This window comes from Vibrio sp. Sgm 5 (assembly GCF_026241575.1).
Taxonomy (GTDB): domain Bacteria; phylum Pseudomonadota; class Gammaproteobacteria; order Enterobacterales; family Vibrionaceae; genus Vibrio; species Vibrio jasicida.
Genome location: NZ_JAPHPY010000014.1, coordinates 75419 through 90456, shown reverse-complemented (window position 1 = coordinate 90456; position 15038 = coordinate 75419). Strand labels below are relative to the sequence as shown.

Genomic DNA, 15038 nt, shown 5'->3' with positions numbered 1-15038 from the left:
AATCGAATAAGGCCGCTGTTCAAGCGGCCTATTAATATCAACAACGAAATGACTAGTTATACGCCCTCGCCAACGTACCATTCCCTTGATATTGGTAGAACTTACAATCGTTAGTGATAAACGCGGATTCTCCGGCTTTAAGAGTCAGACTTGTTTCTGATGTCATGACCTCAACTTCGCCTTCAACACAAAAAACAATCTCAGCACCACGCACAAACTGTTGCTTGTATTCTTCATCGGAAGAGAGAATATCAAACCCAAAATCGTCTACCGGAATTGGATAGCTCAACTTGTCCTCTTTGTGAATTGGCGACAGCTTAATCAGTTCCGGTTGCGTGGTGTGAAATGCTGTATTGGCGATAAGCTCATCCACATCAATGTATTTGGGCGTTAAACCAGCTCTGAGGACGTTGTCTGAATTCGCCATTATTTCCAGCGCTGTGCCTTGAACATACGCATGAGGCGTTTCGGCATGGAGGAACATCGCTTCCCCAGGCGCAAGCTCTATCGTGTTCAACATCAACGGAGACAGCAATCCAATGTCTTGCGGGTAATGCTTTTGAAACTCCGCCACATAACCGAGCACTTCTCTTTCCAATGCCGTCTTTGGACCACGCTCTAACGCTGCGTCCAGTTCTGCCAAGGCTTGAATTTTATGAGCTTCGTTCAACGTCATTATCGCCGTGAAGAAACCTTTCAACCCATCTTGATTTGGGTGTTCGGCTAATGCTGCCACCTCACCATCTAAACTGCGAATACCAAATTGGCGGAACAGCGTCAGTATTTGTTCTATCGGACGAAAGCCATTCATCGCCTTGTAAAAAGTCAGCGCGTAGACCAACTCTGGCTTGTGATTGGCATCTTTGTAATTGCGATTAGGAGCATGAAGCGGAATACCTTGTTCATTCTCTCGTGCAAAACCAAGCTCAGCTTTACGCTTGTTCGGATGAACTTGAATCGAGAGCGGAGAATCCGCCGCAAGCACTTTGAATAGATAAGGAAGTTCCCCGAAACGCATCATGGTGTAATCACCAAACATGCTTGCTTTGTCTCTCGCAATCACATCAGATAATAACTCACCGGTTGTCGCAAGGCGGGAGCAACCATTAGGATGCGCTCCCATCCAAATTTCAGCTTGAGGTTGATGGTTTGCATTGTCGATGCCAAACAGTTTAGAAATCGACTCTTTGCTTCCCCAAGCGTAGTTTTGAATCACGTTATCTAGCTTGAACAGTGACATCTCACACTCTCCCGCGATGGTTTAACGCTGCAATTTGATCGCTTGAATCAAGGCTGAAACACCCTGCTCGACTTTGCTTCTCGGACAGCCCAGATTGAGTCTGAGATAGCCTTTACCAGAATCGCCATAAACATCTCCAGACATGATGGCGACATTGAATCGCTCAATTAACGCCTGATTAAGCAGTGTCATATCTAGATTCAAAACAGATAAGTCAATCCATGCTAAATAGGTCGCGTCTGGGACAAGGTAGCTCACCTCAGGAAAGGCGCTTTCCAGTGCTTCTTTCACGTATTGATGGTTAGCCAATACATACTCGTTGAGTGCCTTTAGCCAAGGCTCTCCATGACGATAAGCCGCCATCGTACCAAGCACGCCCATGATAGAGGGCGATGAAAGACCATCCACCTCTTTGAGTTTATGCAGATAACGTTCGCGAGTTGGTGAATCCGCGATCAACGCATACGCGCCATTCAAGGCTGGAATATTGAATGATTTAGACGCCGATGTAACCACAGCCCAATCTTGTGAACGACCAAACCCCACGTAAGGGATGTGACGCTTAAAGCTCACGTCCATGTGGATCTCATCCGAAATCACTTTGACTTGGTGTTGGTTACAAAGCTCCGCCATCTTTTCCAATTCGCTTTGGCGCCACACTCGCCCTGTTGGGTTGTGAGGGCTGCATAACAACAGCACAGTGTTGTTCTGGTCAGCGAGTTTGGTTTCCAGATCTTGCCAGTCAATTTCAAATCGACCTTGCAGCTTGATGAGCGGACTGCGAACGCACGCACGACCTTGCCCTTCAATCATTTTGTCGAACGCATCATAAGCTGGTGTATGGAACACCACGCCCTGTCCCAGCTGACTCCATTGCTCAATCAACTTTGACACAATGTAGATAACCGATGGTCCGTACACCACTTGCTGAGTGTCGATTTCGCAGTCAAAACGAGTTTGATACCAGTAGCGAATCGCGGACTTAAAATCCTCATGGTTCCAGCGGCTATAACCTAATACCGGATGCTCTAAACGTTGTTTAAGTACATCCATCACGGGCTCTGGCGCAGCAAAATCCATATCTGAAATGGTAAACGGCAATAAACCCGGTTTTCCAAATCTATCCTGAACGTAGTCCCACTGCGTGCAGTAAGTGCCGGTGCGATCAATCGGTGTATCAAAGTCGAAATTCTGAGTCATACGAATATTCCAATATTAAGGTCCCTCGTCACAATCTCATTGGGGGGAGGATGGAGATTGTGCCGAGGGGGAGCATCTATCAAGGCAGTGATTAGCTTGCAGACATGATGGCTTGCATTTCGTTCTTCACTAAGTGAACTTGCGTGCCAATAACGACTTGCAGGTTGTGCTCATCAAGCTTCACTACGCCCAGCGCGCCGTTGGCCTTCAACTTAGCGTCGTCGACCAAACTCATGTCGTTAACAGACAAGCGAAGGCGAGTGATGCAGTTATCCAGAGCCGTGATGTTCTCTTTGCCACCAAGAGCTGCCAATACTGCGGCACCTTTGCCAGATTCGTTGATGAATGCCGCTTCAAGCTCTTTGTCCACTTCCGCCGTATCGACTTCACGACCTGGTGTTTTTAGGTTGAACTTAGTGATCGCAAACTTAAATACTGAGTAATAAACCACAAACCAAACACCCGCCACCAGCGGCACTAAGTACCATTTCGTTGCCGTGCCTTGCAGGATACCGAACACCAAGAAGTCAATCAGGTTGCCGTCTGTGTTACCGATGGTGACATCAAGCAAGCCCATCACCATAAAGCCCAGACCTGTCAGAATCGCATGGACGAAGTAAAGCACTGGCGCAACAAATAGGAACAAGAATTCAAGCGGCTCAGTGATACCGCCTACCACACAAGCTACGACGCCAGAGATAAGCAGTGCTTTGATTTTTGAGCGGTTCTCAGGGCGAGCACAGTGGTACATCGCAAGAGCCGCACCCGGCAGACCGCCTAGGAAGGTTGGCATTTTACCTTGAGACAAGAATGCCGTGACTTCCGGAGTAAACGCCGTAGTGTCAGGACAAGACAGTTCAGAGTAGAAGATGTTTAGTGCGCCAGACACGGTTTGACCACACACGTCCATAGTACCGCCTGCTTCAGTGAATCGAATCAGCGCAACTAAGATGTGGTGAAGACCGATTGGCAGCAACAAACGTTCGCCCGTACCAAACAGCATTGGACCGAAATCACCCGCGCCTTCAATCACATGACCGATACCATTGATGCCTGCAGCAAAGTAAGGCCATACAAATGGGATAAATACACCGACAACGCCCAGTACCAATGCAGAAATGATTGGAACAAAACGAGCACCACCAAAGAACGCTAGCGCATCTGGCATTTTGAAGGTGTAAAAGCGCTGGTGAAGTTTCGCAACTATCACACCAACGATCACCGCTCCAAGGATACCGGTATCAATCGATTCAATCCCGATGATGCTTTTCACACCATAGGCGGCACGTTCCGCTTCACTGTCTAGTACACCTGCGACGGTTAAGAAAAAGTTGATCGCAAGGTTGAACGCAGCATAGCCAACGAAACCCGCGAAACCTGCTACGCCTTTCTCTTCACGTGCTAATCCAAGCGGGATAGCTACTGCGAACATCACAGGCAAGTAGATGAATGCGACAAGACCGATTTTGGTCATCCACATAAACAGGTATTGCAGAGGGGTGTTGTCTAAAAATGGGATGGCTTCTTTGATAGCGGCGCTAGAAAACGAGCTGCCGACACCAAGAAGAATACCTGAGAATGCCAGCAGCGCGACTGGCAACATGAAGGTCTTGCCGAGGCTTTGCAAGAACTCCCACATGGTCGATTTATTGCTTTTAGACATAGTTTGTCTCCGGAAATTGAGAACTTGTAGGGCTCATACACATCACATTATGTGCGCATGAAGTGTTGTTTTTATGCACTCAATATACGCTGCTAAAAATTTTGATAAAACGTTTTACCAAAAATTCTGTGATCGAGTTAGATATCTTTTTCCACAAACTGTGTAGGGCTTTTAAAATCAACCTAATAGGGTTACAGTTTGATGATAAAACGTTTTTCTAATCCATAAAGTGAATCTATGTCGTCAAAAAAAGTGACCATTACAGAAGTCGCTAAACATGCTGGCGTGTCAGTTACCACCGTCTCTATGGTGTTGGGGAATAAAGGGCGGATCTCTCCAGACACGATAGAAAAGGTCAACGCTGCGGTAGAAGAGCTCGGCTATATCCGTAACCGTGCCGCTGCCAACTTGCGCTCCAACTCCAGTGAAATCATTGGACTGATCCTCAAAGACATCAGCGATCCCTATTACGCGGAAGTCGCGGCAGGACTGAGCGAAGAAATCGAGCAGCAAGGTTACATGCTGTTTCTGGCTCAAAGTGGGGATAGCCAAGAAAAGTTTGAGAAGTGTGTATTAACCATGGCACGCCAAGGTGTCGGTGGTATCGCATTTTGCCCGATTGGTGAAAGCCAGCAGTTCAATGTCGAAAACCTCAAGCAGCACAATCTGCCAATGGTCTGCATTTCCCGCGCTTCGGTGGATAAGCAAATCGACTACGTGGGACCAGACAACATGTACGCCGCCAAGTTAGCGACGGAGCATCTGGTTAAGCAAGGGCATCGCAGAATCGCTTATGTCGGCGGCGCGAGCAGTTCTTTGTGTCGTGCTGAGCGTATTGGTGGGTATTGTTCAACTCTGATGCAGTTTGGTTTGCCTTTCAAACCAGAATGGGTGGTCGAGTGTGAAAAAAGCCAAGCGTCTGCCGCTCAAACTGTGCAGCAGTTGTTGTTGGAACATCCACAGATTACTGCAGTTCTTTGTCATCATTCCTCGACAGCATTAGGCGCGGTTTATGGCATACATCGAGCAGGACGTTCCATCGGTAAAGATCAGTTTATCGGCGAACAAGTATCGGTAATTGGTTTTGATGATGTTGAAGAAGCCGAGTTAATTGAACCACCGCTCACCTTCGTTAATTCCAATGCACGAGAGATGGGAAGACAAGCGGCAAAACGATTGATCAATCAACTGAAGCAAGAAGACAGCGAGCCTTACAGCTTGATCCTGCCTCCCAAACTTATTGTTCGTGAATCGGCTTAACCCAACACCACTTCCACGCCTTGCTTTCTCAACTGTTCGAGGTCGCTTTTCGGAGCGGCTTCGTCGGTTAACAGCACCGAGATTTCACTCGTTTTACCAATCGAAGATGGGTAGATTTGCCCAAACTTGCTTGAGTCCGTCAGTACGATGTTACGACGCTTTTTCGCAATGATGGTTTCAGCGATTTCTGCGCGCATCATGTCTCGGCTAGTAAAGCCAGTATCTTGATGGAAACCGTCAATACCCAAGAAAGCCGTGCTGAAGTGAATGTTCTCGATACATAGCTTGGTTAACGGTCCAACTAAGCTCTCGCCTTGATGCTGATACACACCACCGAGCAAAATGATGTTAGCTGAAGTGTTTCGGATGAGATGGGCTATGTACGCCGATGGGGTAATGATGGTGACGTCACCACGTTCAGCCAATGTGCGAGCCAAGAGCGCATTAGCACTGCCGCCTTCGATTAACACGGTTTCGTTTGGTGATACCAAATCTGCCGCTTTGTTGGCTAACGCTTGTTTGATGTCGAAGCGCACTTCGAGTCGCGTATCAATATCGTCACTTTGTAGCGCCGTCGCAGCGCCATGAACACGCTTCAAGTAGCCTTGTTGCTCAAGGAAATTCAAATCCTGCCTGATGGTCACGCCCGACACGCCAATGATGTCAGAAAGCTCCGTCACTTGAACGCGTTTGCGGTCATTAACCAATTGCAGGATTTCGTTTTGTCTTGAGTTCACAGGCTCGCTCCTTATAGATGAGCTTGCAGTATACGCCCGAACACTTTCATATGAAAGCAGCCTGTGAACGATAGAAATAAGCTAAGTCGCGTTACACCGTAAGCTCAAGACGGTTGCCATCCGGATCTAAGATGCAACTTTCGTAGTAACCATCACCTGTTTGTCTCGGACCGTCGATCCATTGATAGCCATCATCCACTAAGGTTTTGGTCAATTGATCCACTGCCTGCTCTGATCCTAGAGAAAAGGCAAAGTGTGCCAACCCTGTTACCTGCATCGCATGAGATTTTTCACAAGCGGTCACACCTTCCATCGACATTAACTCCAGTCGTGCACCACTTTCAAACGAAAGAAAGTAAGATGAAAACTGTTTAGTTGGGTTGTGGTATTTGTCGTTAGACACCGCGTTAAAGTATTTCTCATAGAAAGCTTTTAGCTCTTCCAAACGTTCAGTCCAAATCGCGATATGTTCAATTTTCATTAGGATTCCCCTAGCTCTTAACTGCGTTCAATCTAACGAGGAAAAGCAGCACAAAAAAGAGAGCAAATCACCACCGAGTTGTTCCTGTTTTATGGTTGGAGTTGTGTTTGAGTGAAAGTGATGCCCATAATGGCGCAAAGATTTTCAGGACAGAATGATGGAAGAAATTTACTTCGCAGGCGGCTGCCTTTGGGGCGTTCAAGAATTTATGCGCCACCTTCCGGGCGTAATCAGCACCGAAGCAGGACGAGCAAATGGCTCAACGGATAACACTCAATCCGAATACGATGGCTACGCAGAATGCGTGAAAACCCAGTTCGACCCTGAGCAGGTTTCGGTTGAAACTTTAATGGGGTATCTGTTTGAGATCATCGACCCGCACAGTGTTAACAAGCAAGGTGAAGACGTAGGTGAAAAGTACCGTACCGGTGTTTATAGTCAAAACGACCAACACCTAGCGATTGCCAAAGCATTTATCGCCGCAAGACCAGATGCCGATAAAATCGCCGTAGAAGTGCTGCCACTCACAAACTACGTACCAAGTGATGATGAGCACCAAGACAGACTCACGCGCTTTCCAAACGACTACTGCCATATCCCGTTAGATTTACTGCATAAGTACAAAAATCCGTCTTAATGGATTAGCCAAATCCAGCGTACCAACCCTTCCTAACCTCCTCTTGGCTTCAAATTCGGAGCCTACATTCGCCAATGTGTATCAAGGGGAGGAACTAGCTGAGCTCACAATCCGCTCTCCTAAGCGCTTTATTTCTTTTCTCAAAGAGACAGAAAATTACGTTAATAAAAGGGTTATTGCAGGAGCTTTAGCACAAAGCCTCTTTTTTATAGCAAAATTGAACCATATTTGATTCCCTTCTCGTTTATTTTCAAGCTTCATTATTAATTTCAAAATAAATGGAATATAAGTCACAATACTAATTCCCTTCTAGTTCATTGATATTAATGACTTCTATCACACTTAGCTCTCAGTGATACAAAAATATAGTTATTGGATTTTTTTTACTATTTCAGAAAACCGTAACATTAATTAAATTTGCCTCATTACTTCAGTACCAATGAGTCAAAAAATGATTACAGAACTAACAAACGTCAATTTAATTAAAGGCAACCTTCAAGCAAATAATAAAAAAGAAGTCTTTGAAGAGCTAGCGCAAATGCTATTCGAAAATAATCGAATTAGCAGCAAAGAGGCTTTTTTAACCGACATCGAAGCGCGTGAAGCATTAAGCGTAACTTCAATGGACGGCATCGCTTACCCACACGCAAAAAGCAAAGCGGTTACAGAGCCTGCAATCGCTGTTGGCGTAAAGCGCGAAGGCATCGAGTATGGCGACGAAGAGGGAGTCAAACCGACCGTATTCTTCATGATTGCCTCACCAGATAACGGTGCCGACCACCATATTTATGTTCTTCAAGAATTATTCGGCAAATTTAGCGAAGAGTTTATTGAAGATATTCACAACGCAAAAGACGAAAACCAAATACTAAATATTTTAATTAATTCATAAGGCGTGAAATTATGAGTACAATCACAGCTCAAGCTAGTAATAATAGCGATTTCAAAAAAATCCTAAGCACCATGAAAGGTCACCTTTTATTCGGTACTTCTCACATGCTTCCATTTATCGTTGCGGGTGGTGTACTACTGGCGCTAGCGGTAATGGCATCAGGTAAAGGTGCGGTTCCTGCGGACGGTTTATTGGCTGATATTTCTAATATCGGTATTAAAGGTCTGGTGCTGTTCCCAATTATTCTTGGTGGCTTCATCGGTTACTCAATTGCAGACAAACCAGCACTAGCACCAGCGATGATCTCTTCTGGCATCATGGCTGACATGGGCGGCGGCTTCCTTGGTTGTATCGTAGCGGGTTTCATCGCAGGAGGTGTGGTATTCCAACTTAAGAAGATCCCTCTTTCTGCTAACATGACTGCGTTGGGCGCTTACTTCATCTACCCTCTACTAGGTACGCTTATCTCTGCAGGTATCGTTCTATGGGGTATCGGTGAGCCAATCAAGATCTTCATGGCGTCTATGAACGAATTCCTAGCTTCTATGGCTGGCGCTTCTAAAGTGGTTCTAGGTACGATTCTTGGTGGTATGACTGCATTCGATATGGGCGGTCCAATCAACAAAGTAGCAACGCTATTCGCTCAAACTCAAGTTGATACACAACCATGGCTAATGGGTGGTGTTGGTATTGCAATCTGTACGCCTCCTCTAGGTATGGCACTAGCAACATTCCTATTCAAGAAGAAGTTCACTAAGCAAGAGCAAGAAGCAGGTAAAGCAGCAGCAATCATGGGTTCTATCGGTATCTCTGAAGGTGCTATCCCATTCGCAGCAAACGACCCTGTACGCGTTCTTCCTTCAATCGTTGCTGGTGGTATCGTTGGCTGTGTGTTCGGCTTCCTAACAGACGTACTACTACACGCACCATGGGGCGGTCTAATCACAGCTCCTGTATCAAGCAACATCCCAATGTACGTTGTGGGTATCGCACTAGGCTCACTAACAACAGCTGTTATCGTTGGCTTCTGGAAACCAGTTGCTGAAGAAGAAGCAGAAGACGAAATCGTTGAAGCAGCACCTGCACAAGCTCAAGCGGCTCCAGCAGCAGGCGAAGGCGAGTACGACATCGTAGCAGTAACATGTTGCCCATCTGGCGTAGCACACACATTCATGGCAGCGAAAGCACTAGAGAAAGCAGGTGCGGCAGCGGGTCTGAAAATCAAAGTAGAAACTCAAGGTCAAAACGGTATCCAGAACCGCATCACTGACCTAGATGTAGCAAACGCGAAGCTGGTTATTCTAGCTCACGATATCCAAGTAAAAGACGCTCACCGCTTTGCAAAAGCAAACGTTGTTGAGTGTTCAACGAAAGAAGCGATGCGTAACGCAGCGACTCTTGTGAAAGCTTAAACCTTAAGCTCCTCCCCCTAAGAGCCCTTTCCCCCAAAGGGCTCTATTTCAAGTTTTTAAGTTTTAGTAATACCCCTGATTTTTTAATTATATAACCCTACAATTTACAAGGCTTTAAAAATGAAATTCAAACCTTCCCTACTCGCTTGCGCAGTTCTCAGTGGTCTAGTCGGTCTGACTGGCTGTAACGACGACACAACCAACATTTATGAAGGCGGTGACACCAACCCTGCACTGCCGGATATTCCTGACGGCGGCAAGCCAGTATGTCCTCCAGTTGGCGATGGCGACTGTGATGACAAGCCAAACCCAGAAACACCTGAAATCGACATGGGCGTTCACATCCCGGTAGATTTCGCCGATATGGACGTAACACGCTACGTCAACCCATTCATCGGCACAGGTAACCTAGGCAACACCTACCCAGGTGCAACCACACCACACGGCATGGTGCAGCTTTCTCCAAACAACGGTTCTAACGGCTGGGAATACATTTCAGGCTACTACTACCACGACGCACGTACTTCCGGTTTCTCTCATACCCACCTTTCCGGAGCAGGTGCTGGCGACTTGAACGACATTCTCGTCATGCCAATCAACTCGCGTTCGGATTACATGATTGATGAAGGTTCGGCAACGCTAAACCTAGAAGCGTCTAGCTTCCAACATCGTGACGAGCAAGCGACAGCAGGCTACTACAAAGTCGATCTATTGGATTACGACATCAAAGCTGAATTGACGGCATCTGATCGCGTTGGTGTACACCGCTACACCTTCCCTCGTGATGAGAAGTCAGAAATCATCGTCAACACTGGCTTCAAAATTAACTGGGACTACACCTCAGATTCTTACTTGAAATGGGACAAAGACAATAACCGTCTAGAAGGTCACCGTTTCTCTGACGGCTGGGCACCAAGCCAAAAAGAATTCTTCGTGATGGAATTCGACCAACCAATCAAAAACGTTCGCTTTGCTTACTACGATAAAGAGCAAGGTCGTTACATGGACGTGCCAGAAGGCATTACGGAAATCGGTAACGAGACACGCGGCAAGTACCAATACGCGCGCGCTTACGTAGAGTTCGACACATCCAAAGACGGCTTAACGGTTGAAGCAAAATTGGCGCTATCAAACGTTGAGATCGGCGAGAATGGCAAATCAGGTGCTTCTCTTAACATGACAGAAGTTGCGGGCATGAACTTCGACCAAGTACGCGAAGCGGCAACGAAGAAATGGGAAGACGAACTCGGCAAGATCCAAGTCTCGGGCGACGAAGATTACAAACAGACGTTCTACACCGCGATGTACCACTCGTACCTAGGTCAAACCATTCACTCTGACTTAGATGGTCGCTACCGCCAAGTTCACCAAGGTCGTAACGCTTACCCAGATGGCAACACACCTTGGGGCGATAAGATTGATACGCTGAAAGAGTCAATCCGCACTGCCGATGCCAACAAAGATGGCAAAGCAGACTTCACGCGCTACGACACTTTCTCGTTGTGGGATACCTACCGCGCAGTTCAACCGCTGTCTTCGATTCTTGAGCCTGACCGCCTAGCCGACGTGGTGCTGTCTATGCTGTCTTACGCCGAAGAAGAATGGGTGGATGACAAAGGCAACGTGCGCAAAGGTCGCCTGCCTGAGTGGACATTCAAAGGCAACGAAACGGGCATGATGATGGGCATGCACTCAACGCCTGTGATTCATGATGTGTTGTCGAAAGGCTCACTAGAAAAACGCATGATCGATCTTGGCTTCACAGAAGCAGAGCGCAAAGACGTAAAAGAGCGCTTAGTTGAAGCGATGATCACAGACGCACGCGCCGCAACGAGCCAAGGCGTAGCATGGATCAAAGAGTACGAGGAACAAGGTTACGTGCCAGCGCAATTGCACGACACTCCACCAGATTCTTACGGCGGTCACTCACCATTTAAAGATTCTTGGACAGCATCTTACTCGCTTGAATACTCAATGAACGACTGGGCAATCGCACAATCGATCAAGGAAGTCTTCGGTGAAGAAGATCCGCGCTACACCGAGTTCGCGAACCGTTCTAAAAACTGGCAAGCACAATTCGACTTTGGCGGTAAGCAATACCAAGGTTGGTTCAAAGCCCGTGACTACAATGGCGAATTTATCGATGCAGGTTGGGTAGACCCAATCACTGGTCGCGCGGTTGGTAAAGACTGGCGTCCAGACATGTTCAACTGGTCATTCTCTGAATCGAACGGCTGGCAATACTCGTTCAGTGTTCAACACGACATTCACGGCTTGATTGACCTGATGACACGCTTCGACAAGACACAAAACCCCGAAGCAGAACGCGGTGACTTGTTCGCAGCTCGCTTGGATGAGTACTGGTCAACCTACCCAGACCGCAATGCAGGCGACAACCAATTCCCAGTGTTCAACACAGGTAACGTTGGTCAGCACGTTCAAGGTAACGAACCAGATATCCACGTGCCGTACTTGTACAACTACGTCGGTCAACCTTGGAAAGGTCAGGCAGCCATCGCCGCAGCAACCAACATTTGCTACAAGAACACCGCTGACGGTATTTGTGGTAACGACGACTTCGGTACGCTCTCTGCGTGGTTCGTGTTCCGTGCGCTTGGCTTCTACCCAGTGAATGCTTCTTCTGGCATCTACGAAATCGGTACTCCGCTGTTTGAAAGCGCGTCTATCGATGTCGGCAACAACCAGAAGTTCACCGTTACCGCGAAGAACGTTAGCCGCGAAAACATCTTCATTCAATCGGCTCGCTACAACGGCAAAGACTTCAACCGCACTTACCTGACTCATGACGAAATCATGTACGGCGGTGAGTTGGAGTTCGTGATGGGCGACAAACCAAATCAACGTTGGGGATCTCTAGAGCAAGACCTACCACCAGCACAAGGCATCGGTGAGTTCTTGCATGAAGACGAGATGCCAGCAGGTTCTCGTTAATCCCAATAGTGACAACTCAGCCGGGGGAGCGCATCTCCCGGCTATCCCTACAAGCAAATTTTATAAGCAGTCTCTTATAAACACTTTTACATACGAATAACGACAAAACGGAAAACGGTATGCACATGTTTAAACGTAATCTTATCTCTTTGGCTATCCTGGTTGGTCTGACGGGTGGCTTAGCTGGCTGTAACAGCGACAACGATTCTTCCTCTTCACTGCCGGGTGATCCAATTGTTGATCTTGCGGTATTGAAATACGTCGATCCTATGATCGGCACAGCAGCTTCTGGTCATACATTCCCGGGCGCGACGGTACCGGCAGGTATGGTTCAACTGTCTCCAGATACTTTCATCGGCTCTAACACAGACCATGAATCAGGACTTAACCCTTGGCACTCGGCATCTGGCTACTGGGATTCATCCAACTACGAAACTGGCGAAGTAGTTAACATTGACGTTCCGCTGTACGGCTTCTCCCATACTCACCTTTCAGGTACAGGCGCAACGGACTTAGGCGACATCTTGGTTCTGCCATACGCAGACATGGCGAACACACAACTGAACTCTTTCGACAAAGCCAATGAAGAAGCAAGCGTAGGCTACTACAAAACCAAGCTAAACCAAGGTCAAATCGAAGTAGAACTGAGCGCAACCAAACGCGTTGGCTTGCACAAATACACCTTTGCTGAAGGCGCGGACCGCAACGTGAAGTTCGATTTGGGTCATACCCTAATGAACAACAACGGCAAGTCTTTGAAGAACAAAGTAGAAGTGGTGGACGAATACACCATTCGCGGTCGTAAAACATCAACAGGCTGGTTCCAAGGGCAAGATCACCAAGGTCAGGACATCTTCTTCTACGCGAAATTCAACCAACCAATCGCCAAAGCACTGTTAGGCGAACAAGACCTAGAGCCAACGCGTGAAATGCGTAATGGCGCGGTTTACTCAGGCGATGATCTGACCGCTTACCTAAACTTCGGCACTGGCGAAGAGCCCATTGAAATCCGCGTCGGTATCTCTCCTGTTAACTGGCAAGGCGCACAGAAAAACTTAGAAGCGGAAGCACCAATTTTCGACCTAGCAAAAGTGAAAGAAGACGCAGAATACGCGTGGGCTGAGAAGCTAGCGAAAATCAAAGTTGAAGGCGGCACTGACGCAGAGAAAACCAACTTCTACACTGGCATGTACCACATGATGATCGCACCAATCGAGTTTTACGATGTGGATGGTCAATACGTGGATATGCTTGGCACAGTGCGCACACTGAAAGATGGTGACACACCAAACTACTCGATTTACTCAACTTGGGATACGTTCCGCGCGGTTCACCCAATGTGGACCATCATCGACCCAGACCAAGCAACGCTATACGTGAAAGACTTGATTCGTAAATCCAACGACGAGTTTGGTCTATTGCCGAAATGGGAAGGTCACGGCTCAGAAACCGGCACCATGATCGGCTACCCATCGGCAGCGATTTTAGGCGATGCGGTAACCAAAGGCTTGATTGATGCAGAGCAGGCTTACACGGCGTCGGTGAAATCAGCGCGTTACACACCGCATGACTACCCACAGATTCATGACGACATCCTAAGCTCACTCATGGCAGGTCAGTTGAACTACCACGAGAAAGAGCAGTGTGTTCGTTACCCGAACTGGAACTCAGTGTCGTACTCGTTGGAATTCTCATTCTATGATTGGACGATCGCAGAAATGGCGAAAGCCGCTGGCGATATGGACGCGTATGAAGAGTTCAAAGCTCGTTCTTACAACTCTTTGAAACACTGGGATGCGAAAGCAGGTAACGCAGACGGCACGGGCTTCTTTGTACCAACAGAACTGAAAGAAGGCGACCCATGTGCACTGAAATACGCTTCAACTGACTTCGACCCTTACAAGTCTGACGCGTTCTACTACACAGAAGGTAACGCGTGGCAATGGCAATGGGCGTTCATGCAAGACTTAGACAAGCTGACTGAAATCATGGGCGGCACGCAAGGTCTGAACGACAAGCTGAACAACCTATTTACCGCCGATCCAAATGGCGGCGAAGCACACCAAGACATGACAGGCTACATCGGTCAGTACATTCACGGTAACGAGCCTTCTCACCACGTCATCTACTTGTACAACCGTACTGAAGAGTCTTACAAGGCGCAGGAATACCTAGACCAAGTTTATGACCAGTTCTACAAACCAACGCCAGACGGCATCATCGGTAACGAAGACGTAGGTCAAATGTCGGCGTGGTACTTGATGTCAGCACTGGGCTTCTACCAAATCTCGCCAACCGATCCAACCTACAGCATCGGTCGTCCAATCTTCGACAAAGCGACGGTAGACATTGGTTCTGGCACCTTCACGGTAACGGCTGAGAACAACGGTCCAGACAACATGTACATCAAAGAAGTGACCATCAACGGTAAGCCTCTGGATGTGTACAACACCTTCCAGCACAGCGAATTCAAAGCAGGCGGCGAACTGCACTTCGTGATGACGGCTGACAGGTCTGAAGCAATGCAAGCCAACCTAGGCGAATAATGATTTTGAGGGGACCTC

At 47.6% G+C, this 15038-nt stretch carries 11 protein-coding genes; 6 read left to right on the top strand and 5 right to left on the bottom strand.

All coding sequences use genetic code 11. The features are described from left to right. Positions 1-52 precede the first annotated feature (52 nt). From manA to malX, 3 genes are all read right to left on the bottom strand, one after another. A complete protein-coding gene (manA, locus tag OQJ86_RS10365; RefSeq protein WP_265987671.1) occupies positions 53-1240 on the bottom strand; it encodes a mannose-6-phosphate isomerase, class I in 1188 nt (395 codons plus the stop codon). Between the two features lie 21 nt (positions 1241-1261). After that, on the bottom strand, positions 1262-2440 hold the full coding sequence (locus tag OQJ86_RS10360; protein ID WP_042602042.1) for a MalY/PatB family protein: 1179 nt from the start codon (positions 2438-2440) through the stop codon (positions 1262-1264). A gap of 91 nt (positions 2441-2531) precedes the next feature. Next, the gene (gene malX, locus OQJ86_RS10355) at positions 2532-4103 is read right to left on the bottom strand and encodes a maltose/glucose-specific PTS transporter subunit IIBC (protein ID WP_005436347.1); all 1572 of its coding nucleotides are present in this window, start codon (positions 4101-4103) and stop codon (positions 2532-2534) included. A 237-nt stretch (positions 4104-4340) separates the two neighbouring features. On the opposite strand from malX, the gene malI reads away from it, so the two are divergent. Then, a complete protein-coding gene (malI, locus tag OQJ86_RS10350) occupies positions 4341-5363 on the top strand; it encodes a Mal regulon transcriptional regulator MalI (protein ID WP_005453001.1) in 1023 nt (340 codons plus the stop codon). On the opposite strand, the gene OQJ86_RS10345 is transcribed toward malI, so the two are convergent. Together OQJ86_RS10345 and OQJ86_RS10340 are read right to left on the bottom strand one after the other, a co-directional pair. After that, a complete protein-coding gene (locus tag OQJ86_RS10345; RefSeq protein ID WP_005436345.1) occupies positions 5360-6100 on the bottom strand; it encodes a DNA-binding transcriptional regulator YciT in 741 nt (246 codons plus the stop codon). The genes malI and OQJ86_RS10345 overlap by 4 nt on opposite strands. Before the next feature lie 91 nt (positions 6101-6191). Continuing rightward, complete coding sequence (locus OQJ86_RS10340) at positions 6192-6581, bottom strand: VOC family protein (protein ID WP_029788265.1); 390 nt, start codon at positions 6579-6581, stop codon at positions 6192-6194. Between the two features lie 157 nt (positions 6582-6738). Between OQJ86_RS10340 and OQJ86_RS10335 the strand changes: the two genes are divergently transcribed. The 5 genes from OQJ86_RS10335 to OQJ86_RS10315 all read left to right on the top strand — a co-directional run bounded on the left by OQJ86_RS10335 (position 6739) and on the right by OQJ86_RS10315 (position 15020). Then, positions 6739-7218 (top strand): peptide-methionine (S)-S-oxide reductase, encoded by a 480-nt coding sequence (locus OQJ86_RS10335; RefSeq protein WP_182026717.1) that lies wholly within the window; start codon positions 6739-6741, stop codon positions 7216-7218. Positions 7219-7669: 451 nt separating this feature from the next. Beyond that, positions 7670-8110: a PTS sugar transporter subunit IIA gene (locus OQJ86_RS10330; protein ID WP_005436338.1), complete on the top strand. Its 441-nt coding sequence runs from the start codon at positions 7670-7672 to the stop codon at positions 8108-8110. An 11-nt stretch (positions 8111-8121) separates the two neighbouring features. Next, positions 8122-9522, top strand: a complete 1401-nt coding sequence (locus tag OQJ86_RS10325; protein ID WP_005453038.1) for a fructose-specific PTS transporter subunit EIIC — start codon at positions 8122-8124, stop codon at positions 9520-9522. A 120-nt stretch (positions 9523-9642) separates the two neighbouring features. Beyond that, positions 9643-12474 (top strand): GH92 family glycosyl hydrolase, encoded by a 2832-nt coding sequence (locus OQJ86_RS10320; RefSeq protein ID WP_265987666.1) that lies wholly within the window; start codon positions 9643-9645, stop codon positions 12472-12474. 125 nt (positions 12475-12599) lie between these two features. Next, a complete protein-coding gene (locus OQJ86_RS10315; RefSeq protein ID WP_265987685.1) occupies positions 12600-15020 on the top strand; it encodes a GH92 family glycosyl hydrolase in 2421 nt (806 codons plus the stop codon). Positions 15021-15038 lie beyond the last annotated feature (18 nt).